The organism is Hymenobacter tenuis, from assembly GCF_054780495.1.
The window spans coordinates 106,247-131,870 of record NZ_BAAGWF010000002.1; the positions used below are offsets into that span (position 1 = coordinate 106,247).

At 58.3% G+C, this 25,624-nt stretch carries 15 protein-coding genes; 10 read left to right on the forward strand and 5 right to left on the reverse strand.

Annotated elements, in window-relative coordinates; translation table 11 throughout:
- Positions 1-64: 64 nt before the first annotated feature.
- The 5 genes from ACYVGU_RS10830 to ACYVGU_RS10850 all read left to right on the forward strand — a co-directional run bounded on the left by ACYVGU_RS10830 (position 65) and on the right by ACYVGU_RS10850 (position 5,435).
- On the forward strand, positions 65-1,345 hold the full coding sequence (locus tag ACYVGU_RS10830) for a TIM barrel protein (RefSeq protein ID WP_460622093.1): 1,281 nt from the start codon (positions 65-67) through the stop codon (positions 1,343-1,345).
- A complete protein-coding gene (locus ACYVGU_RS10835; RefSeq protein ID WP_460622094.1) occupies positions 1,342-2,685 on the forward strand; it encodes an FGGY-family carbohydrate kinase in 1,344 nt (447 codons plus the stop codon). Before ACYVGU_RS10830 ends, ACYVGU_RS10835 begins: the two co-directional genes overlap by 4 nt.
- A gap of 61 nt (positions 2,686-2,746) precedes the next feature.
- On the forward strand, positions 2,747-3,487 hold the full coding sequence (locus ACYVGU_RS10840; RefSeq protein ID WP_460622095.1) for a (Fe-S)-binding protein: 741 nt from the start codon (positions 2,747-2,749) through the stop codon (positions 3,485-3,487).
- A gap of 2 nt (positions 3,488-3,489) precedes the next feature.
- Positions 3,490-4,872 (forward strand): lactate utilization protein B, encoded by a 1,383-nt coding sequence (locus ACYVGU_RS10845; RefSeq protein ID WP_460622096.1) that lies wholly within the window; start codon positions 3,490-3,492, stop codon positions 4,870-4,872.
- Positions 4,869-5,435: a LutC/YkgG family protein gene (locus tag ACYVGU_RS10850; protein ID WP_460622097.1), complete on the forward strand. Its 567-nt coding sequence runs from the start codon at positions 4,869-4,871 to the stop codon at positions 5,433-5,435. Before ACYVGU_RS10845 ends, ACYVGU_RS10850 begins: the two co-directional genes overlap by 4 nt.
- Positions 5,436-5,494: 59 nt before the next feature.
- Here the strand turns inward: ACYVGU_RS10850 and ACYVGU_RS10855 are convergent, their stop codons facing one another.
- The 3 genes from ACYVGU_RS10855 to ACYVGU_RS10865 form a co-directional block, all read right to left on the reverse strand.
- Entirely contained in the window at positions 5,495-6,928 is a 1,434-nt protein-coding gene (locus tag ACYVGU_RS10855; RefSeq protein ID WP_460622098.1) for an NAD-dependent epimerase/dehydratase family protein, read from the reverse strand.
- A 558-nt stretch (positions 6,929-7,486) separates the two neighbouring features.
- Positions 7,487-10,345: a TonB-dependent receptor gene (locus ACYVGU_RS10860; RefSeq protein WP_460622099.1), complete on the reverse strand. Its 2,859-nt coding sequence runs from the start codon at positions 10,343-10,345 to the stop codon at positions 7,487-7,489.
- Positions 10,346-10,475: 130 nt separating this feature from the next.
- A complete protein-coding gene (locus ACYVGU_RS10865; RefSeq protein WP_460622100.1) occupies positions 10,476-12,584 on the reverse strand; it encodes a bifunctional aldolase/short-chain dehydrogenase in 2,109 nt (702 codons plus the stop codon).
- Positions 12,585-12,796: 212 nt separating this feature from the next.
- Between ACYVGU_RS10865 and rhaT the strand changes: the two genes are divergently transcribed.
- The 4 genes from rhaT to ACYVGU_RS10885 all read left to right on the forward strand — a co-directional run bounded on the left by rhaT (position 12,797) and on the right by ACYVGU_RS10885 (position 22,222).
- A complete protein-coding gene (rhaT, locus tag ACYVGU_RS10870; RefSeq protein ID WP_460622101.1) occupies positions 12,797-13,834 on the forward strand; it encodes an L-rhamnose/proton symporter RhaT in 1,038 nt (345 codons plus the stop codon).
- 55 nt (positions 13,835-13,889) lie between these two features.
- On the forward strand, positions 13,890-16,811 hold the full coding sequence (locus tag ACYVGU_RS10875; RefSeq protein WP_460622102.1) for a glycosyl hydrolase family 2 protein: 2,922 nt from the start codon (positions 13,890-13,892) through the stop codon (positions 16,809-16,811).
- Between the two features lie 32 nt (positions 16,812-16,843).
- Positions 16,844-19,837 carry a glycosyl hydrolase gene (locus tag ACYVGU_RS10880; RefSeq protein ID WP_460622103.1) on the forward strand — a complete coding sequence of 998 codons (2,994 nt, stop codon included), beginning with the start codon at positions 16,844-16,846 and terminating at the stop codon, positions 19,835-19,837.
- Between the two features lie 72 nt (positions 19,838-19,909).
- Complete coding sequence (locus tag ACYVGU_RS10885; RefSeq protein WP_460622104.1) at positions 19,910-22,222, forward strand: glycoside hydrolase family 3 N-terminal domain-containing protein; 2,313 nt, start codon at positions 19,910-19,912, stop codon at positions 22,220-22,222.
- 552 nt (positions 22,223-22,774) lie between these two features.
- Here the strand turns inward: ACYVGU_RS10885 and ACYVGU_RS10890 are convergent.
- Together ACYVGU_RS10890 and ACYVGU_RS10895 are read right to left on the reverse strand one after the other, a co-directional pair.
- Positions 22,775-23,188 carry a hypothetical protein gene (locus tag ACYVGU_RS10890; protein ID WP_460622105.1) on the reverse strand — a complete coding sequence of 138 codons (414 nt, stop codon included), beginning with the start codon at positions 23,186-23,188 and terminating at the stop codon, positions 22,775-22,777.
- A gap of 191 nt (positions 23,189-23,379) precedes the next feature.
- Positions 23,380-24,393 carry a GntR family transcriptional regulator gene (locus tag ACYVGU_RS10895; protein WP_460622106.1) on the reverse strand — a complete coding sequence of 338 codons (1,014 nt, stop codon included), beginning with the start codon at positions 24,391-24,393 and terminating at the stop codon, positions 23,380-23,382.
- A 211-nt stretch (positions 24,394-24,604) separates the two neighbouring features.
- Between ACYVGU_RS10895 and ACYVGU_RS10900 the strand changes: the two genes are divergently transcribed.
- Positions 24,605-25,414, forward strand: coding sequence for an NUDIX hydrolase (locus ACYVGU_RS10900; protein ID WP_460622107.1), 810 nt, complete (start codon positions 24,605-24,607; stop codon positions 25,412-25,414).
- The last annotated feature ends 210 nt before the right edge of the window (positions 25,415-25,624 follow it).

The window sequence follows — 25,624 nt, forward strand, 5'->3', positions numbered from 1 at the left end:
TTGCGATTTTAGGGATCAGGTAATTTGCTACCAGTTCGTAGTTCCTGTCTCATCCCCATCCACCATGCTTACCGCCGACCAACTCCGCGACTTAAACCAGCCTGAGCTGGCCACGCACCAGCGCCAATTTGACTACTTAGCTGACCTGTTAGCGCGCCGGGGACACGATGCTTCCCACCTTATTCAGCAGCTGATTGACTTTCAGGTGGCTATTCCGAGTTGGGCTCTGGGCACAGGAGGGACTCGGTTCGGCCGTTTCCCCGCCGGCGGTGAGCCCCGCTCCTTGGAAGAGAAAATTGCGGATGTGGGGCTGCTTCATCAGCTCAATGGTTCTTCGAATGCTATTTCGCTGCATATCCCCTGGGATATCCCTACGGATGTAACCGGTCTGCAGCACTTGTTGCAGGAGAAGGGGCTGACGATCGACTCGGTTAATTCCAACACGTTTCAGGATCAGCCCGGCCAGGCGAACACCTATAAGTTTGGCTCGCTGAGCGCTACTGATCAGGCGGTGCGCGAGCAGGCGGTGCAGCACAACATTGAATGCATCGCGTACGGAAAGCAACTGGGAGCAAAAGTGCACACGGTCTGGCTGGCCGATGGCTCCAACTTTCCTGGCCAGCAGCATTTTCGGCGGGCCTACCAGCGCGTGCAGGAAAGTCTGACGACCATCTATGAAGCATTGCCCTCCGATTGGACCATGCTCATTGAGTACAAACCCTACGAACCCAACTTCTATTCCATGGTCATCCCCGACTGGGGCACCTCCTATACCTTAAGTCAGAGCCTGGGCCGGCAGGCGCAGGTGCTGGTTGACTTGGGCCACCACTTACCCAACACCAACATCGAGCAGATCGTGGGTCGCCTCCGGCACTTAGGCCGGCTGGGCGGATTCCACTTCAATGGCTCGATGTACGGCGATGATGACCTGACTACCGGCAGCACGAAGCCCTTTCAACTATTCCTCATTTTCAATGAGCTAGTAGATGCCAACCAGGATGCCAGCCTGACCGCGGCCTCGGTTGCCTACATGATTGACGCCAGTCACAACACCAAGGATCCGCTGGAAGACCTGCTGCAGTCGGTCGACAACATCATGGGGGCCTATGCCAAAGCGCTGCTCGTGGACCGGGTTGCCTTGCAGGCAGCCCAGGAAACCAATGATGTAGTGCAAGCCGAAGAGATTCTGCGCGACGCCTTTCTGACGGATGTGCGCCCACTCGTGGCCCAGGCCTATCAGCAGAGTGGAGGGGCTCTTCGTCCAGTCGCTGCTTACCGCGCGCTTGGTATGCGTCAGCAACTAGTGCAGCAGCGTGGCCACCGTAGCCTTTCGACCGGACTATGAAACAGCCCATCTACGCTATTTTCGACGTTGGCAAGACCAACAAGAAGGTTCTTATTTTCGACCAGAACCGGCAGTTGCTGGAAGAACAGCAACACATCTGCACTGAAACCATTGACGATGATGGGTTTCCGTGCGAAACGCTGGAACGCCTGAGCCATTGGGTGCTCAGCAACTGGCAAGCGCTGCGTAGCAGTTCCCGCTACCAACTGCTTGGCCTGAACTTCACCGCATACGGGGCCAGTTTCGTGCACCTTGGCCAGGATGGGCAACCAGTGGCACCTCTCTACAACTACCTCAAGCCCCTGCCTGAAAGTATTGCCGAGCGGTTTTACGCCAGTTTAGAGACTACGGAAGCAGAGTTTGCGGCCACTACCTGCTCTCCCCGATTGGGCATGCTCAACTCGGGCCTGCAGCTGTATTGGCTGAAATATGCCAAGCCGGAGATCTACGCCCGCGTCCACACGTCCCTGCACTTACCCCAGTACCTATCCTACCTGATTACAGGCGAGAAATACAGTGACTTTACTTCCGTAGGCTGTCACACGGCCCTCTGGAATTTCACCCGCCAGGAGTATCACGCCTGGGTGTATCGCGAAGGCCTCGACAAAAAGCTGGCCCCACTGTTGCGGGACCCGATTGCGGCGGTGGTTGACGGAGTGCTCATAGGGGCGGGCTTGCACGATTCATCAGCGGCGGTGCTGCCCTATCTGAACCAGGAACAACAGCCATTTCTGCTGATTTCTACCGGGACGTGGGCCGTAACGTTTAACCCATTCAGCCAGCAGGCCCTTTCCCCCGAACTGCTGCGACGCGATTGCCTGAGTTACCTCGCTCCCTCCGGTCAGCCCTTGCCAGCAGCTCGCGTATTCATGGGTCGGGAGCATGATTATCAAGTCACACGGATTGCTAATCACTTTCACATACGAGAGCAGTTCCGCCACGATTACTATAAATCGCAGGTTCGGTTGCAACCCGCGAACCCTGCGGCCGCGCCCTTCCGGCCGTGGTGTATGCATGGCACCGGACCCTTTCCTGAAAACCCCGCGGAGTTGTGGGACCTGTCGAGTTTCCGCACCGCAGGCGATGCGTATCAGCATCTGGTACGGGGGCTCGTTGCTATTCTGGCAGTATCTATTCGCTTGATAAAGCAAGAGGAGCGACTACTGTTTGTGGACGGGGGGTTTGCCCGTAACAACCTCTTTATGCAGTTGTTAGGCGAGGCATTTCCGGAGGCAACTATTCGGACCCTGGAAGTACCCCAGGCGACGGCGCTGGGTGCGCTGATGCATTTAAAGCAGGGGCTGGCAAAATCTACGGCAGCCAGTAGGTTACCGGTGTGATGCCTACCAGCCCCATCGCTTCCGTCGCCCCTTGCAAGCCGGAACTAGTTAGATACTGCTCATGAAAGTTGCCTTATTCATTCCCTGTTACGTCGACCAGTTTTACCCGCAGGTAGGTATTGCCTCCCTGCAGCTGCTGGCCAAGCTGGGGGTAAACGCAGAGTTTCCCACCCAGCAAACGTGCTGCGGCCAGCCCATGGCCAACAGCGGCTGCGAGCAGGAGGCCAAGCCCGTCTATTCGCATTTCGTGGATACCTTCCAGGGCTACGACTACGTGGTGGGCCCCGCCGGCAGCTGCGTGTATCACGTGCGTAAGCATTTCGATATTATCGAGCAGACGCCCGCCGTGCAGCACGTGCGCAAAGCGACAGTTGAGTTGTTTGATTTCATTACCCAGGTGCTCGGGGTAACCGAACTGCCGGGTACGTACCCGCACAAAGTGGGATTACACTTAAGCTGCCACGGCCAGCGGGGCTTGCACCAAGCCAACGAGTCGGAAATGACGCCGGTGCGGGATGGTCAGCTCCGGCGTTTGCTAGCGGGGCTTGCTGATCTGGAGCTGACGGAGCTGGACCGCAACGATGAGTGCTGCGGCTTTGGGGGCACGTTTTGCGTGTCCGAAGCGGCCATCTCCGCCCGCATGGGCCAGGACCGCTTAGCTGACCACGTGCGCAACGGCACTCAGGTGTTGACTGGTGGTGATATGTCGTGCCTGATGCATCTAGAAGGCATTGTGCGCCGACGGCAGCTGCCGATTCAGGTACTGCATGCCGCCGAAATCTTTAACGGAGCCCTCGCCTGAACATGAGCCAATCCTCAAACCACGCTGACCGCTCCGAACTGTTTCTGCTCGATGCCGAGCGCACCACCTGGCACGACGAAACCCTGTGGTTTGTGCGAGAGAAGCGCGATAAGGCCGTGTATGCCACGCCCGAGTTTCAGCAGCTGCGCCAGCTGGCCTCCGACATCAAGGACCACACGCTCAGTCAGCTCTCGCAGTACCTGGTGCAGTTTGAAGCGGCCGCCCAAATCAACGGGGTGCAGGTGCACTGGGCAGCTGATGCAGCCGAGCACAACCGGATTGTACTGGACATCGTGCGCCGGGCCGGCGCTACCCGCGTAGTCAAGAGCAAGTCCATGCTCACCGAGGAGTGCCACCTCAATCCCCACCTGCTGCAACACGGTGTGGAGGTGATTGACAGCGACCTGGGCGAGCGCATCATTCAGCTGCGCGACGAGGCCCCGAGCCATGTCGTGCTGCCCGCCATCCACCTCAAAAAGGAGGACGTGGGCGAAACGTTCTGGCAGCACTTAGGCACCGAAAAGGGGCTCACCGACCCGCAGCAGCTGACGGAGGCCGCCCGCCAGCATTTGCGCGAGAAGTTTCTGGCCGCGGAGGTTGCTATCTCCGGCGTCAACTTCGCCGTGGCCGAGACCGGTTCCGTAGTCGTGTGCACCAACGAAGGCAACGCCGATCTGGCCATCGGCCTGGCGCGGGTGCATATTGCCTGCATGGGCATGGAAAAACTGATTCCACGGCTGTCGGATCTGGCCGTGTTCACGCGCCTGCTTACGCGCAGCGCCACCGGCCAGCCCATCACCACCTACACCTCCCACTTCACCCGACCCCTGCCCGGTCGCGAGCTGCACATTGTTATCGTTGACAACGGGCGCAGCCAGCAGCTGGGGCGCCCCGACTTCCGGGCTTCGCTCAAGTGTATTCGGTGCGGGGCCTGCATGAACACCTGCCCGGTGTACCGGCGCAGCGGGGGCCACAGCTATGACTTCACCATCCCAGGCCCAATTGGGGCGATTCTCTCCCCTAACATCGACATGAAGCAGCATGCCTCGCTGCCCTTCGCCAGCACGCTCTGCGGCTCCTGCACGGACGTGTGCCCGGTGAAAATTGACATCCACACTCAGCTCTATAAATGGCGGCAGGTATTGGCGGCGGAAGGCCACATTCCGGTCAGCAAGAAGTGGAGCATGAAGCTGCTGAGCCAAGTTTTGGCTCGGCCGGCATTGTTCAAGGCGGGGGGCTCCTTTGCGCGCCTCGGCCTGCGCTTGGTGCCCCACTCCCTGACGCACGCGCCCGGCTATAACCCGTGGGCCATTGCCCGGGAGCTGCCGGAGCCGCCTAAACAAAGTTTTCGAGAATGGCACGCCCAGCAGCCCAACCACGTATGAGCAGTTCCCGCGATAAGATTTTGACGGCGGTGCGCGCCAGCCAGCCTGATGCCCGGCCCTTGCCGGCGGTTCCCCAATTCAAGGGCGACGCAACCATAGAAAAATTCTCGGCGCTGCTCACCGCCATCGGTGGCCGGGTAATCATGCTCGATGGACTGCACCAGCTCTCTGAGGTGATAGGTCAGCTTTACCCTGCGGAACGCCACGTGGCCTCAACCATTCTGCCGGCCACGGTGGACGTGGTGGGCGAGACGTCGATAGACTGCCTGGCTCCTATTGACCTGGCCATATTGCGCGGAGAGCTGGGGGTAGCAGAAAACGGGACGGTGTGGCTGCCCGAAGCCAACATGCTGCACCGGGCGCTGCCCACTATCACGCAGCATCTGGTACTGGTGCTGGACCAGCGCCACATCGTAGCCACCATGCATCAGGCCTACGCGCAAATAACGGATGTGGGTGGCTACGGCGTATTTTTAGCGGGGCCCTCTAAAACGGCTGACATCGAGCAGTCCCTGGTGATTGGAGCGCACGGTGCGCGCAGTCTCACGGTCATGCTGCATTAACATTTTAGCCGGTTCCCAGGGTGCTGCACCCTAGCCCCTACAGCACCTTGGGAACTGCGCTAAATACCAGGGCTCACGACTTGCGCAAAGAAGGGGTTGCGCGCCGCTTCCGCTTGCTCATCAATCGGGGCAGCAAGGCAGGTGGGGCACCAATGTCCGGCCAGTAATACCAGCGTGGGGCTGGCTTCAAATTCGTGGCCCACGGCGCACTTCCACTGCAGCTTGCGGTTTAACTCACCTCTTTGCATGGTGGTGGAAAGGCAGGCCCCGCCCCGGAAGGTGGCCGCAGCAACCATGTCTGGCAGGTCCAGCTCCTGCTTAGGCTTGGTCTCATCGTAGCCGTGCTGAAGCCTTCGTGGAATGTATGAAGGCTTTTTCGGCGTAAAATTCTCCCAGGACGGAATGCTTTCCCACTGCTCCTGCGAGCCAAAGTAGGCCTTTACTTTCTCCGTCTCGTTGTTTTCCAGCCAATACATCGTGCCATACTCCTTCTTATAGGCAACGGGCTTCATGACATATTTTCGGAGGATGGAAGCCGGAATCAGTTTGGCCATAAACCCTGATAAGGATGATTTCTGCCTTACTTCTGCCAGGTAATCATCTATTGAGCCACTGCGGTAGTGCAGGTAATTCTCCAGCACATCACTGTCCTCGTACCATTGTCCGTGAAAGTTCTGCGTGGCAAACCAGTTTAAATCAAACACCTGCTTGACGTCTATGCCGGCGGCACTGCCACTGCGCTGCAGAAAGTCGTAATTGTGGGTCCGGTATTTCTCTCCACCGCCAATGTTGTAGATGCGCCGCCAGAATTCCTCCGGCACGGTTTCTTCGCACGCATTGGCCAGCATACGCCCCGAATCCTGAGCCGTAGCCCACTCAAACACGCCATTGACTGGTACGTGAAACATAATGGGGTCCAATCCTTTGTTGATGCCGTGATACAGCATACCGGTTTGCCGCAACGAAACCCAGTATTTCAAGCCGGATTCGATTACTTCCCGCTCCGCAATGGTTTTGGTCAGGGCGTAATTATCATAGGCACTGATTTTTATGGGGTCACCGGTGCGCCCCCAATGCAGAGGGGGATTCCGGTCGCCCGTTTGGGCCACCGTGCCAATGTATACCAGCTTGATTTCCTCCCTGTTCGGCTGCGCCTGTATTGCTTTCACAATGTTGCGGGCCGCTCCAATATTGACTTTGGTAGTGAGCGCGGGCAGGTAGTCCGCGGCCGGCGACACCATCCCGCCGACGTGCAGCACGAAGTCGGATCCGGCCACGCACCGCAGGACATCTTCGTAAACGGTGAGGTCACCCCACACGATTTTAACCCCGGGCAGGCGTTCGTAGGGCGACATGATTTTCCGGTCCTTTTTGGTCGGTAGCGCTAGGGCCACGATGTCAAACCGATCCCGTCGTTCCAGCAACTGCTTCAAACCCTCGTGTCCCATGTTACCGGAGGCTCCGGTGAGAAAAATGGTTTTCTTGGTTTTCATCGTATTGGCCTTTCGCAAAGCGGTCTGGTCCGCCCCTGCCACCGGAGTGGTTCCGGGGCGCGAGCGACACCGCTTTTAATTGAACAGAAACAGCGTTCGCTGTGGGATAGAACGTATAAGCCGCGACAGGAACAGCAGCTGCTTTATCATGGATTCAGGCTGGTTTCGCAAGTCAGATAGTGGATTGAATTGGTTAGCGTTTCTTTCTATCCAATATCGTTATGCACCTAGCCGGCACAGGTGGCTGTTATAATGACGAGACGTGCACCAAGAGTTGGTTGACCAGGAGTTCCCACCATCCCCGTCATCCGTCCTGGCACACGTCCGTCAAGAATATCCCACTGCTGCAAAAATGGCCCGCCATCATGAGCGGTGCATCCTGAACCTTCCTGCCCATGGCCAGAATGTATTCGTTAGCCAGCTCATCTGCGGCACCAAAACGAAAAGCTGATTTCGACAGGCAGCTGATAAGGGGAAACAGCAACCGGGGCCGCAGCACGCCTAATTGGCGACCACGGCCCCGGGGCGGGGACTCACGTATAGGGTAAACGAGCCCTGCTAGAATTTATAAGACAGCGACAGGTAGTACGAGCGAGGCTGAATGGTTAGGATAGAGAACACGGCGTCAGGATTCGCCGCCAGCTTGTCCGGAGTAAAGCCCTGACGGTCAAGTGAAGCTGGGAAGCCGCCCGGCGCTTGAAAGCCCATCACGCCTTCGCCGCCCAGCACGTTGTTGACGTTGGCCTGCAGGCTCAGCGCCTTGGTCACATTATAGCCGGCACCCAAGTCCACTTGGCTGAAGCCGGGCAAGTCGAAGGTCTGCGCTACGTTGGCGGCCCGGCTGCCCAGGTAGCGGTAGTTGCCAAAAAGGGTGAATTTCTCCCCCGAGTACGTGGGCGCAACATTCAGCATCACGTTGGGCACGTTATCGGCCCGGTTGCCGGAGTAGGACACCAGCTTGTCATCATCTTGGCCGTTGGCGCCCAGGTTCCAGTTGTTCCACACGTTCGCGGTAGCCCGCTGCAAGGTCGCGACACCACGGACCGAGAAATGGTCGGTGAAATTATAGGTGCTTTCCAGCTCCAAGCCCAGCGTCCGAATGGAGTTGAACGTGGAGGGAGTGCCGTAGAGGGTGCCATCCACATTCTGGCCCACCGTTTTGTTGATCACGTTGCTGAGCAGGCTGTAGAAGGGAGTGGCAAACACACTATACTTTTCGCCCTGATATTTCAGGCCAAGTTCCGCTTGTTGCACGCGCTGGGCCTGTGGGTCGAACTGCTCAAACGTGATGGGGCTGTTGATGCCGAAATAGAAAGCCAGATCGGGAGCTTTGCGTCCGTCGGAATAACGCCCGTAGAAAGCCATGCTCGGCGACAAGCGGTAGTTAAGCGCGGCCGAGTAAGCCACCGTTTGCAGCGTTTTATCAATGTTATAGGTCGTCGACGGTGCTCCGTAGAGGTTGTCATACACGGTGAATCGATTCCCATCCACGCCTCCAAAGTTGGGGTCGGTGTTAGTGGAAGGCGAAGCCAAGCGGTTGAAGCCTTTCACGCGCACGTTGTCGACGCGCAGGCCGCCATCAAAGGTGAGCATAGGCGTAATCTTCCACGTCAGCCCGCTGAAGCCCGCAATCTGCGTCTGGCGGTAATCGTTGAGGGTAAAGCCCGCCAAGAACGTGCCCAGCGAGGCCGCTCCCTGCGGGTTGGTGAACTGATAGGTATCGCCATTGAAATCAGTGGCCGACACGCCCAAGGGGTGTGGGTTGTTTTCGATGGTCGACAAGCCTATCCCGGCCGAGCCGCTCTCGTAGGAAAGGTGCGATACGCCGATGTAGGCGCCGGCTGTAACAGTCACATTTTCGCCGAATTTCTTGGATACTGAACCCTGGTCCATCACCTCCTGCACTTTGGTGGTGTTCACCAGTAGGTCAGTAAACAGCACCGAGTTGGCTTGCACTCCCTGCCCGGGAATGTTGTTATCGCTGCCAGGAATATAGTTGAAGCCCAGAAACTGACCAGTATTTGGGTCGATATTAGGAACTTGGCTATAGGTTGCCACCTTCCGCCCAGTCGTAAGGTCCGTGAAGGTAAAGGTGCCAAACGTGCTTATCCCGCCCACGAAGAAATAGGGGTAAAAGTTATCCAGGGCCACGGCTGAAATCAAGCCGCCAGAATTCCATTCGCGGCTTTTGTTGGTGTACTTGACGTTGTTCTGAAACGACCAGCCACTGCCCAAATCGTGTTGCCAATCCAGGCCGATGGCCCGGTCATAGGAGTGCGTCAGCCGAGAGGCGTCAAAGGACTGGATGTTCGTGCCCGAGTTTTGGGGATAGTCAAAGGCCAGCCGCTTGCTGGGTAAGTAGGTGTCCGTATTTTTCACGCCCGGGGCCAGGCTGGGGTTGTCAAAGTTCGTGGCGGGCAGGAATTCAAAGAAGCCATTACGGTCGTTAAGAAACTTGCCGTAGAGCTTCAGCGAGCCCCGGTCGTAGGTTTTGGTCAGGTTCGCCTTGATCTGTCCGCCCACACTCATGGGGTAGCCCGGGTTGCGCGCGCCTTGGGCGTAGCGGTAAAAACCGCCCACGTTATAGGTCCAATCGCCCTTCTCGTTAAGCTTGCCGCCTAGATTAAGGTCACCGCGGTAAAAGCCGTTGCCGTCACCTTCAATGCCGTACTTGGCCCGGAATTCTCCCCCAAACGCGTTGCTGCCGCTTTTCGATACGTAATTAAAAATGCCACCGGGCGCGTTGGGACCGGTGATGGCGGCCGAGCCCCCGCGTACCGCTTCCAGCCGCCCGATGGTGGCATCAGCACGCAGAAAGTAGTCGGGGCCGTAGTTGTCAAACGTCACGTTGGTCACCGGCAGACCATCCTCCTGCATCGACACGTAGAAGTAGCCGCTGGCGGCCTCTACCGAGCCGGCGGATACGCCGCGTGAGTACACCGTGTTGCGAATCTCACCCAGTGAAGAGTTCACGAATACTCCGGGTACGTTTTTGAGCAGCTCGGCCGCGCTCACCGGGGCCTGCAGGGTAATTTCTTTAGCCGAAAGCGTGGAAATGGCGATGGAAGCGTCCATCCGCTCGCGCTTGTCGAAGACGCCCGTCACCACTACTTCATCCATCTGCCGCGAGTCACTGTCCAGGTTTACCGACAATGCCTTGCCCCGCTGGGATGACGTAAGCGTTATCTCCTTGGAGACATAGCCAATAAATGAGATGGCCAATGTAAGGTTACCAGCAGGGGCGTTCGAGAGAGTAAACCCACCCCGCTCGTCCGTACTGGTTCCAATGGAAGTGCCTTTGACTACTACGGTGGCGCCCGGAAGGCCCGCCCCATTTTTATCTGTTACTCGGCCTGTCAATGGCTGACTATCCTGCGCCCAAACAGGCGCCGAAATCGTTTGCATCAACACAATCATGGGTAAGCCAAGAAGCGTACTTTGATGCCTACGGGTAAATGAAGAAATCATGGCTTGTGGGAATTGGAGTGGGAGAAAATGAAGGCGAACTCTCCGCCTTCCAGGAAGCGGAGAGTTGCAGTTGAGTTGATTAGCGAACGAAGGCCATAGCCACGCCGCCATCCACGTTGAGCACGTTGCCGGTGCTCTTGCTCAGGGAGCCATCCACGAACACGCGCACGGCCTTGGCGATATCTTCCGAGAGTAGCTCCTCGCCGAGCAGCGTGCGCTTGGCATAGTGCTGGGGCAGTTCTTCGACCGAGATGCCGTAAGCCTTAGCCCGGCCCGCGGCCCACTCCCCTTCCCAGATTTTGGAGCCGCGCAGCACGGCGTCAGGGTTGACGGTATTGACGCGGATTTTATCAGCACCCAGCTCGGCTGCCAGCAGGCGCGACATGTGCAGCTGCGCGGCTTTGGCCGTGCCGTAGGCCACATTATTAGGGCCGGCCACCAGCCCGTTTTTGCTGGCGATGTTAACGATATCGCCCCCTAGACCTTGCTGACGCAAAATAGTTACGGCCGCTTGGCTGACCAGAAACTGGCCCTTGACCAGCACGTCGTTGAGGATGTCCCAGTCGGCCTGGGTGGTTTCAGCCAGAGGCTTGGAGATGCTTAAGCCCGCGCAATTGACGATAATATCCACGCCCCCAAACTGCAGGACGCTGGCGCGCAACGACTTGGCAATGCTGTCGGCATCAGTGACGTTGATGGCGGCGCTCAGGGCGCTGTCCTGACCGAATTTCTGCCGCAGTTCCTGCTGGGTTTCTTCCAGACGGTCCCGGTCCACAGCCACCACACAGGCACCAGACTGGAGCAGTTCCTCGCAAATGGCTTTGCCAATGCCGCCGGTGCCGCCGGTCACGTAAGCCACCTTGCCCGACAGGGCTTTGGGTGGGGCCATGCGCTGGAGCTTGGCTTCTTCCAGCAGCCAGTACTCAATGTTGAAGGCTTCCTGCTCGGGCAGGCCCTGGTAGGTGCTCACGGCCTCGGCACCCTTCATCACGTTAATAGCGTTCGTGTAGAACTCAGCGGCTACCCGGGCCGTCTGCTTGTCCTTGGCGAAGGAAAATAGGCCCACGCCGGGCCATAGGATGATAACGGGGTTGGCGTCGCGAATGGCGGGCGAATTGGCGTGCTTGCTGCGCTCATAGTAAGCCGTGTAATCCGCCCGATAGGCGGCAAACTGGCTTTCCAGGTACGTTTTAACAGTACCGATGTCCCCCACCATCACATCGGCGTCAAGCACCAAGGGACGAATTTTGGTGCGCAGGAAGTGGTCGGGGCAGGAAGTGCCTTTCTGGGCCAAACGATCCAGGTCATGCGAGTTTACAAACTCCAGTACGCGCTCGTCATCGGTGTAGTGCCCCAGCATGCGCCGGTGGCCGGAAGCCAGCCCCCGCAGCACGGGCATTACTGCCGCGGCCTGCTGGCGCCGCTGTTCAGCATCGAAGGTTTGCGGGCGCTTCACGCCGCCAAATACGGGGCTTTTCTTGCCGTAATTGGCTTCCAGGTAAGCCGCCGCCTGCTCAATAACTTCGAGCGTATTGCAGTAGGACGCATAGGCGGTGTTTCCCCAGGTAAACAGGCCGTGGCCGCCGAGGATGACGCCGCGCAAGTGGGGGTTATCGGCCACAATTTTTTCCAGCTGCAGCCCTAAGTCAAAGCCCGGCTTCTGCCACGGGAGCCAGCCCATCGTGTCGCCCCAGATCTCGCGCATGATCTGCTCGCCGTCCGCACTGGCGGCAATGGCGATCAGGGCATCGGGGTGCAGGTGGTCGATGTGCTTGAAGGGTAGCAGCCCGTGCAGGGGCGTATCAATGGAGGGGGTCGCGCACTTGGGGTCAAACAGGCAGTACTCAAACAGGCCTACCATCTCATCCTCGTGCTCTAGGCCCCGGTAGCGGTTTTTGAGCTGGTGCAGCTTATCCACGTAGAGGTTGGCGCAGCCCTTCCGGGTAAGGGTACCGATATCCCCCCCGGAGCCTTTTACCCACATCACGTCGACGGGCTGGCCCGTCACGGGGTCGGTTTCGGTAATCTTGCAGGAGGTGTTGCCGCCGGCATAGTTGGTCAGGCGCAAGTCGGCGCCGAGCAGGTTGCTGCGGTAGAGAAACAAAGCTACCTCGTCGCCTTCCAGTTCGGCGGCTTTGGCTTCATCCCAGAGGTAACTAACGTGCTGGAAGGTGAAGGTCGGATACATAAGCTTGATTTGTGTAAGAGCAACTCCTCAAGTGGAGGACAGATTTTACACAAAGGAGCTTGATAGCGTAGCCCGCCATATCCTGAACCTACCTGCTCTTGAAAAAAAGTTTAGATCTATTGGTGTTGCGCAGTAAGTACTTACTTCCATACAGGTGAGTTCAGGATACTTGGCTAAACAATGGCCGCCAGCTTTGGCCTAAATTCCTTCCTATGATAGTTCTACTTGGTGTTCTATTTCATGCGCTTGGTGGCTTTGCCTCCGGCAGCTTTTACCTGCCTTATAAAAAGGTAAACGGCTGGGCTTGGGAAAGCTACTGGCTGGTGGGCGGTGTCGTCTCCTGGCTGGTCGCCCCTTGGGTGCTGGGTTCCCTGACCGTGCCCCACCTGCTGGATGTATTGCAGCAAGCAGCGGGTAGCACCATCTTCTGGGCTTATTTCTGGGGGGTGATGTGGGGCCTAGGCGGCTTAACCTTTGGGTTAGCGATGCGCTACCTGGGGCTATCGCTGGGCATGGCCATCACCCTGGGGCTATGTGCGGTATTTGGCACCCTGGTACCTCCCATTTGGGAGGGTACCATGGGCCAGCTGGTAAGCACCGCTTCGGGCCGTTACATCATGCTGGGACTCGGAGTCTGCGTGCTAGGCATTCTCATCTGCGGCCGGGCAGGGCTACTGAAGGAAAAGTCGCAAACCCAGGAGCAGAAACAGGAATCCGTTGCGGAGTTTGACTTGCGCAAGGGCCTCCTGGTGGCTGTATTCAGTGGGGTGATGAGCGCCTGCATGTCGTTTGGTCTCACCGCCGGGCAGCCCATTGCCGAGTTAGCGGCCAAAAATGGCACCAACCCCCTGTTTGTCAACAACGCCATTCTGGTTATCATCCTGCTCGGTGGCCTGACCACCAACGCCGTATGGTGCATCTACCTGAACTTCAAGAATAAAACTTATACCGATTACACAAACCCCTCCTTACCGGTCCTGCGCAACATCATTTTCTGCGCGCTGGCCGGCCTGACGTGGTACCTGCAGTTCTTTTTCTACGGCATGGGCGACAGCCAGATGGGGGCCTACCGCTTCTCGGGCTGGACGCTGCACATGGCCTTTATCATCGCCTTCAGCTCCATGTGGGGGCTGCTGCTGCACGAGTGGCGCGGGGCCACCCGCAGCACGTTGCGCACGGTATCGCTGGGCATCGCCATCGTGGTCTTGTCTACGGTCGTTATTGGCTACGGCAACTACCTGGCGAGCTAAATCCCGTGGGCCCCGGCCAGTCAGTCAACCTACTTCTCGCTCAACTACCTCTTTTATGCGCACCCTAGCTCAATCGCTCGCCCTGGCGGTAAGCGCTCTGCTGCTGGCAGGACCTGCTGCTGCCCAGACGTCCCCTGCGGCGCCCGATGTGGCGCACTGGTTTCCCCGGTTTGAGTTCGATGCCGCCGCTTTCCGGCAGCCAGCCGTGGAGTTCGCGCCCTTCGCCCGCTGGTGGTGGCCCGGCAATGACGTGACCACGGAAGAGCTGCAACGCGAAGTAAACCTGTTGGCGGACCACGCCTTTGGCGGAGTCGAGATTCAGCCCTTTGCCCTGCTTCCCATCAATGGCAAGGAGCAAATCGGCCGGGTCATGAGCTGGGACTCGCCTTCTTACTACGCCAACGTGCGCACGGTGCTGGAAGCGGCCCGCAAGCGCGGCCTGACGGTCGATATAACGGATGGCAGCGGCTGGCCGGCGGGTGGTCCCCACCTGACGGCCGAAGACAACCTGCTGACGTTGCGCTATGCGTCCCTCGACGTGACGGGCGGCCGCGCTCTGCACCTGGCTGTGCCCCGCGCCAGCACAGAACCCACCAAGCTGCCGGTATTTGGCACCACGTTCTACAGCAAAGTGGACCCCAGCCTGTCCAAGCTGCAGGCGGTGGTGGCCACCAAGGTCCTGGGTCAGCAAGGAGAGCAAACCCAACTCGACCCGAACTCAACCCTGGACCTGAACGGTCAGGTGTTAAATGGTCAGCTGGACTGGCAGGCGCCGGCGGGAAACTGGCGCATCCTCGCGTTCTGGGCCATGCCCAGTGGGGAGAAGCCCGGTATCATTGCCACCAACCCTGCCGGCTTTGTGTTCGACCATTTCGACTCGACCAAGGTGCGAAAGAACTACGAGTGGCTGTTTGGCGAGCGCAACGGCTTGGCGCCCTATTACGGCAACCCGTTGCGGGCGGTGTTTAACGACAGTTACGAGTTTAAGTCGGAGCGGCACTATTCGCACGATTTTCTGCGCGTATTCCGCCAGCAGCGCGGCTACGACCCGGTACCGTGGTTGGCCGCCAACCTACACCCGGGCTACAACAACCAGTACTACCGCATGAGCAAGCCGGACACCAAAACTGACTTCACCTTTACGGACCAAGACTGGCGCCTGCTGTATGATTACGACCTGACGCTTAGCGATTTGTTGCAAGCCAACTTTCTAAAGTTCAGCAAACGGTGGCTGGAGAGGCGCGGCCTGCTGCACAGCACCCAGGCCTACGGGATCCACATGGACCGCATCGCGGCGGCCGGCCTGGCCTCCGTGCCGGAAACCGAGCAGCTGGAGGGCGGCAACTACGAAGGCATGATGAAAGTCGTGAGCTCGGGCGCCCACCTCTACAACCGCCCGATTACGGCCGCCGAAGCCTTCGTGTACATTGAGCGGGCGTGGATGTCAACCCCCCAAAAGCTTAAGATTTCAGCCGACAAAGCTTTTGCCGCGGGTGTCAACCAGTTGATTTACCACGGGATCGCCTACCGTTACAAGACGGAGAAGCTGCCCCCCGAGGGCTGGTCGCCGTTTTCCCTGTCCATTTACGGCACCAACTTCTCCGACAACTTCAACGAGAGCAACGCCTTCTGGGCGGACCTCAAGCCCTTAAACCAGTACCTGCAGCGCACGCAGTATGCCTTGCGGGCGGGCAAGCCCCACGCCGACGTGTTGGTGTACCTGCCCTTCCTCGATTTGGATGAGATGACATCCAACCCCGAGGAAATCCTCACGCACGGCTACCTGCCCGGCGTGGAGGCCAGCCTGCCCTCCAACCAGCCTACCCGTAAAGGGCCGATGGCCGAGTGGAGCCGCCAGCTATGGCCGTTGCTTAACCAGCTAGAAGCGGCCGGCCTCACTTGGGAATGGGTTAATGATGCCTCGCTGCAGGCCGCGACGACAGCACAAAACGGCCAGTTCAGCATTCGGGGCAACACCTACCAAGCCCTGCTGCTGGCTCATGTGCCCTATATGCAGTTGCCCACTGCCCAGCGCCTGCGCGAGTTAGGGCAGGGTGGCGCCCGTCTTTTGGCGGTGGGCGAGCTACCAGGTAAACAACCGGGATTTCTGAAGTACGCAGCCCGCGACCGTCAGACGCAGCAGCTGGTGGAGGCGGCCTTCACCGGGCCGGGCGCCACCCGCCTTACCAACGCGGGCGGGCTAGCGGGCTGGTTAACCCAACTAACCCAACCGGTGCGGTTCAGTGGCAGCTATCCCTTTCTGCGCCAGCAGCAGCGCGACATGGCCGACGGCAGCCAGGTAAAGTTTATCTGGAATAAAAGCGATCAGTGGCAGCCTATTACGCTGGCGCTCGATGCCCGCTTCTCTTCCAGCTACTGGTTGAACGCGGCAGACGGTTCCCTGACGGTAAACAAGGGAAATCAGGTCAGCTACGTACTCCCTCCCTACGGCAGCATCCTGCTGTATGCCAACACGGCCAAGCCAGTGGCCAGCAACCTAGTGACCAAAAAGGCTGCCCTCACCAGCTATCAGGGCCAGCCGGTAGCCCAGCTGCCCAACTGGAATATCAAGGTAGGCGCCGTCTCGCTGACGGATAGCCCGCTGTTTGACTGGAAAACCAGCAACCAGCTCAAGTACGCCAGCGAGCCGGGGGTGTACACCTCTTCCTTCACCCTGCCCCAGAAGCCGGGCAAAAGTCACTACTTCCTGGATTTGGGCAAGGTATACTTCACCGCCGAGGTCCGCGTGAATGGGCAGCTGGCGGGTAAGCTCCTATACGCCCCCTATAGTCTTGACATCACGCCCCTCGTGCGCCGGGGCGCGAACCAGGTGGAGGTGCGGGTGACCCCGACCCAGCTCAACGGCTTCATTGGCAAGGCCTTGCAGGGCAACAAGCTCTACTCCCAGTTTAAGACCAAAGGCAGCACCCTCATGTCCGAAGGCCTGGTTGGGCCGGTGACTGTGCTGAAAAAATAAGTCTCTTTATGCCCTTTCCTCGCCCTCTTGCTATGAATTGTTCCGGTTTTTCCACGCTAGTGTATGCCCTGCTCAGCGGGGCCGTGCTCTCCGGGACCCTGTTACCGGGCTGCCGGACTGCTGGTCCCGGAGCAGGCCCCCGCCAGCAAACACCGACGGCGGGTAAGTGGCTTGATACCCCGGCCTTTGAAGCCACGGCTTTTCAGAATCCCTCGTCCGCGTTCGGGCCCTACACCCGCTGGTGGTGGCCGGGCGGCGACGTGGATTCCACGGAGCTGCGCCGCGAGGTGCAGCTGCTGGCCGAACAGGGGTTTGCGGGGGCCGAAGTAGAGCCCTTTTCCAACGGCCTGAACCCGAAAAGTCGGACAGCAGAGGTGCAGAGCTGGGACTCGCCGGCGTTCTACGCCAACGTGCGGGCCATGCTGCGGCAGGCCCGGCAGTCGGGCTTTACCATTGACCTCAATGCCGGCAGCGGCTGGCCCCTGGGCGGGGCCTGGGTAGCACCCGCCGATGGCATGCTCACCCTTACCCATGCCGACACGGTAGTGGCCAGTGGCCAGTCCCTGGCCGTCCCCCTGCCCCACCGCCTGCCCCCCGACATCAGTTCCATCCAGTTTTCATCAGCCCGGCCCGCGCCGAGTGAGTTTGACTTGAAGCTGGCTAAGGTCCAGGCGGTGGTCGGAGCGCGCATCATCGGCGAACCGGGCGCCAAGCAAACCCAACTGGACCCGGCCTCGGTGGTGGACCTTACCCCCAAAGTAACGGGTCGAACCCTGCGCTGGCAGGTGCCAGCAGAAGGCAAGTGGGCCATCGTAGCCCTGTACAGCGTGCCCGATCAGCAGTCCGTTATCACGTCGGCCGCTCCGGGCACGCCCCTGGTGGTGAATCATTTTGATTCCACCCGTCTGGCGGCCTCCTATGAGCACCTGCTGGGGCCGCGTACGGGCTTACAGCCGTTCTTTGGCAACCCGCTGCGGGCGGTGTTCAACGACAGCTACGAGTTTAAGACGGACCGGCACTTTGCCGACGACTTCCTGGCCTACTTCCAGCAGCAGCGCGGGTACGACCCCCGGCCGTGGCTACCCGCCAACCTGCAGCCGGGCTACAACAACGCTTACGGCATCTTCATGACCGCCGGAGCCGTACCCCGCTTTCAGTTTTCGGATGGGCAGGACTGGCGCCGGCGCTACGACTACGACCAGACCATCGGCGACCTGTTCCGGCAGCAGTTCATTGGCAGCAGCAACCGCTGGATGGCCCGCCGGGGCTTGCTGCATCGTACCCAGGCTTACGGCCTTAAGATGGATGTGATTGCCGGCAGCGGGGTTGCGGCCATTCCCGAAGCCGAACAGCTGGCTTATCAGGGCTCCGAAGCCGTGGTAAAGCTGGTCACCTCCGGGGCACACCTATACAACCGGCCGCTAATAGCGCAGGAGTCGTTTGTGTACCAGAACCGGGCGGAGATGACGACACCGCAAAAAATGAAGGCCGCGGCCGATAAGAGCTTCGCCGCGGGCGTAACGCAACTCATCTACCACGGCACGCCCTACAAATATCTCACCCCGGATTTTGGCCGGGAAGGCTGGAATACTTTTTCCTCACCGTTTATGGGGTTCATCTCCTTCGCGTCGGGCCTGAATGAGACGGATCCGTTCTGGGCCGACCTCAAGGAAGTGAACCGCTACGTGGCGCGCGCCCAGTACGCCCTGCGGACCGGCCGGCCCCATACTGACGTGCTGGTGTATTTCCCGACGCTTCCTTTCACCGAAGATTACATTGTGCCCAATCCCGAGGAAATACTTGTGGGTGGGTATCTGCCCGGCGTGGAACCAGCCGTTACCGGCATGACGCGGAACGCGCCTAAAAAAGGCCGCGACGCGGAGGTCGACCAGGCCCGGGAATGGTTCGAGAAGGTATGGCCCGTCATCAACGCCCTGGAGGCGGCGGGAATCACCTGGGAATGGGTGAACGATGCTTCGCTGCAAGTGGCGACCACGCAAAACGGTCGGCTTAACATCCGGGGCAATGCCTACCAGGCCGTGCTGCTCGCCGACGCACCCTGGCTGGAAACGGCTTCAGCCCAGCGACTTAGTACTTTGACCCAAGCCGGAGCGCAGGTGGTGAGCGTAGGCAAGCTGCCCGTCGTGCAGCCCGGCTTCCGCGACTACGCTGCCAATGACAAGCTGATGAGCCAAGCGTTACAGCAGGCCCTGCAAGGCAAAGGCAGCCGGCAATTAACCAGCGCGGCTGATGTTGCTCTGTGGGCGCGTTCCCTGCCCCAGCCCATCGGATTTGCGCAAGCACATAGTTTCACTCGCTCTATTGAGCGGGAGCTACCGGACGGGAGCAGCCTGCGCTTCGTGAGCAACAAAACCGACCAGTGGCAATCCCTGACTCTGAAAGCCGGCGCTGGCTTCGGCGGTCTCTACTGGCTGGATGCCACCACCGGGGCCATCACCAAAGCCAACCCGCAGCAGCTTACCTACCAGCTCCCCCCCTACGGCTCCATCTTTCTGTACGCCGCCAAGAGTCCCTTGCCGACGAAACTGCTGACGGCCCCGGCCCCCGTGCCCACGCCTGATGGGCAGCAGGTAGCCACCCTCACCCAGTGGACCATTACGGCCGGCGACACGAGTGTGAGCAACAGCCCCCTGTTTGACTGGCGCACTAATCCCTCCTTCAAAAGCAAATCCACACAAGGACGTTATACGACCACGTTCACGGCCCCCAAGGTGGAAAGCGGTAAGCACTACTTCCTGGACCTGGGCCAGGTGAACTACACGGCCCAGGTACGCCTGAATGGCAAGGCCGTGGCTAACCTGCTATGGGCACCCTACCAGGCGGATGTTACCCAGCACCTGAAAACCGGACTCAACACCCTAGAGGTGCTGGTAACGCCTTCCCGGCGCAACGAATTCGTAACCCAGGGCGTGCGCGGCAATCCTAAATACGCTCAGTTCAAAACGGCGCGTAAAACCCTGACGCCGGCCGGCCTGGTAGGCCCTGTGGTGCTGAAAAGCCGCTAAGCCAACTCCCTTTATTTCTGATAATGCCGACCGCATCCACTGGGAAGCCCAAGCTTTAACACCCTTTATTCGATGAAACACTTTGCTGCCACTCTCCTGGGCTGGGCCTTGCCGGCCGTGACCCTTGTTACCGGGGCGCAGGCCCAGGCGCCCGCGCCGCAACTCGGCAAGGCCTCCATCCAGGACGTGCTAAAAGCCCTGACCCTGGAAGAAAAGGCTCACTTAGTGGTGGGCATGGGCATGGACTTCGGCAACAGTGCCCCGAAGACTGATGGCCCCGTAGCAGGCCGGGCGGTAAGCAAAGTGCCTGGCGCCGCCGGCACCACGTTTGCGATCCCGCGCCTGGGCATTCCCACGCTTATCCTAGCCGATGGACCCGCGGGCGTGCGCATCGACTCGGTGCGGGCCGGCAGCACCAAGCGCTACTATGCCACGGCCTTTCCGGTGGGCACCAGCCTGGCCTCGACCTGGGACACGACGCTGGTGCGGCGCGTGGGGCTGGCCATGGGTAATGAGGTGCGCGAATATGGCGTTGACGTGCTGCTGGCGCCGGCCCTGAACATCCAGCGCAACCCGCTGGGCGGCCGCAACTTCGAGTACTACTCGGAAGACCCGCGGGTAACCGGTCACATCGCCGCGGCCATGGTGCGCGGCATTCAGGCCAACGGGGTGGGCACGTCCATCAAGCATTTTGCGGTCAACAACCAGGAAACCAACCGCAGCCAGGTAGATGCCCAAGTAAGTGAGCGCGCCCTGCGGGAAATCTACCTTAAGGGATTTGAGATTGCCGTCAAGCAGGCCCAGCCCTGGACGGTAATGTCCTCCTACAACAAGGTTAACGGCACGTACACGTCGGAGAGCAAGGATTTGCTGACTACCATCCTGCGCGACGAGTGGGGTTTTAAGGGTCTGGTGATGACCGACTGGTTTGGCGGCAAAGACCCTATCGCGCAGATGAAAGCCGGCAATGACCTGCTGATGCCCGGTCCCAATCAGGTTAAAAAGATTGTGGCCGCCGTTACCGCTGGTACCTTGGAAGAGCAGGTGCTCGACCGCAATGTGACCCGCGTGCTGAATCTTATTCTGCAGTCCCCCTCGTTTCGCCGCTACCAGGCCTCAGAGGCGCCTGACCTGAAAGCGCACGCCCAAGTGGTTCGGGAGGCCGCCGCCGAGGGAATGGTCTTGTTGAAAAACAATGGGCAAGCGCTGCCCCTTACCGGTGGGGTCCGAATAGCTGGTTTTGGTAACACCACCTACGAGTTTATTGCTGGCGGAGGGGGCAGTGGGGAAGTAAATAAAGCCTACACAGTTTCGCTGCAACAAGGGCTGCAACAAGGGGCTTTTCGCCTGGACGAGGGCCTGGCCCAAGCCTACGGGCAGTATATCACTACCAGCAAAGCAGCCCGCCCCCCCCGAAAAAGCATTATTGAGTACGTGAAAGCGTTGGATGAAATGCCCATCAGCGACGCTCAGTTAGCGGCTGCCACCACCGCCGACGTAGCCCTGCTCACTATCGGGCGCACGGCCAACGAAGGCAACGACCGCCAAGTAGACCGGGATTATTATCTGAATGCCAATGAAAAAAGCCTGATTCAGCGCGTTAGCACGGCCTTTCACGCCAAGGGCAAAAAGGTAGTGGTCATTCTCAACATCGACGGGGTAATTGAGGTGGCCAGCTGGCGCGATCAAGTGGACGGCATCCTACTGGCCTGGCAGCCGGGCATGGAGGCCGGCAATGCCGTGGCTGATGTGCTGAGCGGCAAGGTGAATCCATCCGGGAAGCTGGCCGTCTCATTTCCGGTGGACTATAAGGACGTATCCTCGGCCAAAAACTTTCCTGGCCTGCCGGCAACCCGCCCTGACCACGTCACGCATGAAGAGGGCATCTACGTCGGCTACCGCTACCACCAGACGTTTGGCGTGAAGCCAGCCTATGAGTTTGGCTTTGGCCAGTCTTATACCACCTTCACGTATGGCAAAGTGCAGCTGAGCGACAAGAAGTTCAGCAAGCAACTGACGGCGACGGTTAAGATCACGAACAACGGCAAAGTGGCGGGCAAGGAAGTAGCGCAGCTTTACCTCAGCGCCCCCGGCAAAACGATGCCCAAGCCCACCAGCGAGCTAAAAGCCTTTGCTAAAACTCAGCTTCTGCAGCCCGGCCAGTCCCAAACTCTCACCTTCTCGCTGGGGGCAGGCGAGCTAGCCTCGTTCGATCCGACCCGTAGCGCCTGGGTAGCCGAGCCCGGGATATACCGAGTCAGAATTGGTGCCTCTTCCACGGACCTCAAGCAAACCGGTTCTTTCGAGGTAGCGAAGGAACTGATGGCTGAGCAGGCCCACAGGGCCGTAATGCCGACGCGGGCCATTGCTGAGCTGGTAAAGTAAAAGCTGCAGTACTTTTTTCGGGGCCGGCGTGCGGTGATTACTGCGCGCCGGCCTTTTTTGCGTACCCAACTAGGCAAAGCACAGCCTTCCGTAAACTATCTGTGCACCCCTAATCTGCGTCCTAATTTACCCTAGGCATGGGTCCTGGAGGACCAGTAGCTCCAACAGCCATCACCACTGGGGTCTGTAAGCTTGGCAGAGCTTCTCGGTATCACCGCTACGTTGCCTGAAAGCCTGTGCCCGAGAGACCTGACCGGTACCAGCGCTACCTGACCGCAGCCTTGCCGAGTGCCTGCATAAAGGCGAGGTTTAAAAGCTGAAGTGGCTACCAGCTCAATGCCTGGGGTGACGACGGCAAGCCTTCCCCGCGTTGAAAGCATTTCCGGGTGCTCCCGCTTCCACATTAGCCCTTACTTCAAAGCCCGCCAGGCCCCGAAAGGCAAGCCCTGGCGTTGCTTAGCCGTTGGATTTGGAGGGCACAAAAAAGCCCGCCGCGTCGAATGTATCGGAACGGCGGGCTTTTTATGAACAAGGGGCAGTAAGCCGCTGTGCTTACTTCTTGGTGCCTTCGAAAGTGATGCCGGCAGCTTCCATCGCCAGGCCAACTACTTTTTTGCTTTCATCGCGCTTAAAGTGGAAAATGGCCTGCCCACCATCAAATGAGTCTGCCTCGGGCAGGGTCGTCACCGGGCCTTCATTTTCGCCGGCCTTTACCCAAAGCTTACCCTCTTTCACGGAGAAGCTCATTTCCTCGAAAGGCAGGTTCTCCACCGCATAAACGCCAGCGTAATCGTTTAGGATGGATGTAGCGGCGGCTGCGCTAGCTGCCTCGGGGGCTTTAGCGGAAGCTGTTTTAGCCGTTGGAGCAGCCTTTGTTTTAACCTTGGTTTTTACCGTCTGGGCTTGGGTCGTAGAGGCGCAGGCAAAGAAAGCCAGTACGGCTAGGGTAAGAGTGATTTTTTTCATCGAAGTGGGAAAATAAGATTAGTGGGTAATGAGTAGAGGCGACCGGTTTATGACTTGCGGTACGTTCCAGTCGCTGGTGCTTCTCAGGGTTACAAGTATGTGACCCGGAAAGCACTGTAAATATCTGCGTGGTTTCAGCCCCCCCTATCCTGATCCTACCTGCTCCTCGTACCAATTGCGTAGCAATGGGACTACAAGGACCCGCGCCGAATGGTGTGGAACGGGTTTTTAAAGGTCGCCTGAGACTTGTTGAGTAGAAGCTGCGCGGCGTTGCGTCCCATGGCCTCGAAATCAGTAGAGATGACGGTAATGTCGAGCAGCTCCTTCAGCGGAGTTTCGTTAAAAGAAAGAATGCCCACTTCCTGACCCAGCACCAATTTGGTTATTTGAATCGCTTTCAGCAGCTCGGCTAGCTTGGGCGTGTCCATGGGTATATAGGCGGTTCCGGCCGCTACCGGCTCTTCCCGCAAGTCCTCGCAAATGGCATACTGCTTCCCATGGTTAATGCAGAAGCTGCGAAAGCCCCAAGCAATATCAGGGGGATAGGACGAGCCCAGACCCGGGGTTACCAGGACCAGCCGCTCGTATTTGGCTAGCTCCTCCTTTAGGCCTTCGAGGGCGTGGAAAATATCCCGGTCAAAGTCCTGGAATACGCGTAGGCACTTCCCCGTATAGTCGGGTACATTCTTGTCCAGCAACACCAATTCAGCGGCTGGTATGCGGCTAAGGATGGTGCGACAATCCGCCGAGCCAGAAGCCGGGGTGAAATGCGGCATCACCACGTAGTGGTTGTACTTTCCGAGGTTCTGACTGATGATGTCAGCAAACAGGTTTAAACTGTTGTGATGCACTGCTAAGTCAACCCGGGCATGCTCGCCCAGCGTAGTCACGAACGTATCGTAAATCAGCTTTTTATAGGAGCTGAGCTTGTTGACGACCAGCAGAATCTTCAGCTTGGGTTGCTGTTGAGCCTGAATAAAATATCCCCGTCCGTGCGTAGACGTGCAGAAGCCCTGTTGCTTGAGCGCCCGGTAGGCGCGCTCAACGGTATCGCGGGCCACGCCGTACTCGGCACTTAACTCGCAGATAGACGGCAGCTTATCGCGGTGGCGTAAAACTCCTCGTTGAATGTCGGTGGTGATGGACTGAACAATCTGTTGAACTTTCCGGACCTGACATTGCGGGTCGAACTGAAGGGAGTACATGGAAGCAATCGGATTGAGTGGGGCAAGAACCGAGAGAACGCAGTAAAAGGTGGGTAATCGAACTCAGCAGAGGTGGAAAATGGGAGCTGCCGCCGGGCAATCGATTTAACCAGAGAAGCGAACAGGAAGGATACAGAAAGAAACTACCTATTCTCCATTGCATAAATATCAAGCAATGGAGGGTAAGTTCCTAATGCTTTATTTTTAAGCAATGATTTTTTCTAGCCTGCCGTACATTTGCGGCATGGACCCAGGGATTGAAGAGAAGTTTCAAGCATTCGTTCAATATGGACAGGAGCACTATCTCCACCACATATCAACTGACTGCGCCATTTTTGGCTACCACGGCAAGCAGTTAAAGCTGCTACTGCTCAAGTGGCGAGGCTTGAATGGTTGGGGAATGCCAGGAGGCTATGTCGAGCTAAACGAAGGCCTGGATCAAGCCGCAGCCCGCATTGCGCGGGAGCGCACCAGCCTCGATAACCTCTTTTTGCAGCAGTATCACACCTTTGGCAGCAGCCACTACCGTTTGGTTAGCCAGGGCGAAGAAAATAAGCGGTTTGCCGCCGATTATCCGCCGGATTGCTGGTTTTTCAAGCGCAGCATTTCCGTAGGCTACTATGCCTTGGTGGACTATGAGCAGGTCAACGTCAAGCCCGATTTATTCTCGGAAGAATGCCGCTGGTGGGATGTGAATGCCTTGCCCAACCTGCTATTTGACCACAATGAGATGGTGGTGAAAGCTTTGGGAGCGCTCCGGCTGCATCTGTACCACCAGCCTATTGGCTTGAACCTGCTACCGGAGAAATTCACGTTGCCGGAAATCCAGGTGCTTTATGAAACCCTGCTCGGCAAGGAATTAAACCGGCGCAACTTCCCCCAAAAGCTCCTCTCTCTAGGCCTTATCCAGAAACTCGACGAGCAGCGCAGCATCGGAGCCCATCGCTCGCCCTACCTCTATCGCTTCGTGCAGGAGAACTATGCGCAGGCACTGCGCGAAGGGCTGGCACTGGTTATATAACAGTCTTATGATTAAACAAAACAATTAAGAATCCTATTTAAGAATCTTCTTTTACTTACCATAACACACTCTTAGTTAAGGTAACCGTTGATCTCAAGCAGGTCTTGGAAAAGTGGCCGTTTTCTATTTTAAACTTTCAATCCTTCCACATGGCAGTTTTCCGTCAAGACGTCTGAGGAATCTACTTCTAAATCGGTAAAACATCTGCGA

Bases quoted from the DNA above. Each gene is read 5' to 3' on its own strand.
- rhaT (WP_460622101.1), top strand. From the start codon at position 12,797: ATGATAGTTCTACTTGGTGTTCTATTTCATGCGCTTGGTGGCTTTGCC.
- ACYVGU_RS10900 (WP_460622107.1), top strand. From the start codon at position 24,605: ATGATTTTTTCTAGCCTGCCGTACATTTGCGGCATGGACCCAGGGATT.
- ACYVGU_RS10835 (WP_460622094.1), top strand. From the start codon at position 1,342: ATGAAACAGCCCATCTACGCTATTTTCGACGTTGGCAAGACCAACAAG.
- ACYVGU_RS10895 (WP_460622106.1), bottom strand. From the start codon at position 24,393: ATGTACTCCCTTCAGTTCGACCCGCAATGTCAGGTCCGGAAAGTTCAA.
- ACYVGU_RS10845 (WP_460622096.1), top strand. From the start codon at position 3,490: ATGAGCCAATCCTCAAACCACGCTGACCGCTCCGAACTGTTTCTGCTC.
- ACYVGU_RS10850 (WP_460622097.1), top strand. From the start codon at position 4,869: ATGAGCAGTTCCCGCGATAAGATTTTGACGGCGGTGCGCGCCAGCCAG.
- ACYVGU_RS10865 (WP_460622100.1), bottom strand. From the start codon at position 12,584: ATGTATCCGACCTTCACCTTCCAGCACGTTAGTTACCTCTGGGATGAA.
- ACYVGU_RS10875 (WP_460622102.1), top strand. From the start codon at position 13,890: ATGCGCACCCTAGCTCAATCGCTCGCCCTGGCGGTAAGCGCTCTGCTG.
- ACYVGU_RS10830 (WP_460622093.1), top strand. From the start codon at position 65: ATGCTTACCGCCGACCAACTCCGCGACTTAAACCAGCCTGAGCTGGCC.
- ACYVGU_RS10840 (WP_460622095.1), top strand. From the start codon at position 2,747: ATGAAAGTTGCCTTATTCATTCCCTGTTACGTCGACCAGTTTTACCCG.
- ACYVGU_RS10860 (WP_460622099.1), bottom strand. From the start codon at position 10,345: ATGATTGTGTTGATGCAAACGATTTCGGCGCCTGTTTGGGCGCAGGAT.
- ACYVGU_RS10880 (WP_460622103.1), top strand. From the start codon at position 16,844: ATGAATTGTTCCGGTTTTTCCACGCTAGTGTATGCCCTGCTCAGCGGG.
- ACYVGU_RS10885 (WP_460622104.1), top strand. From the start codon at position 19,910: ATGAAACACTTTGCTGCCACTCTCCTGGGCTGGGCCTTGCCGGCCGTG.
- ACYVGU_RS10855 (WP_460622098.1), bottom strand. From the start codon at position 6,928: ATGAAAACCAAGAAAACCATTTTTCTCACCGGAGCCTCCGGTAACATG.
- ACYVGU_RS10890 (WP_460622105.1), bottom strand. From the start codon at position 23,188: ATGAAAAAAATCACTCTTACCCTAGCCGTACTGGCTTTCTTTGCCTGC.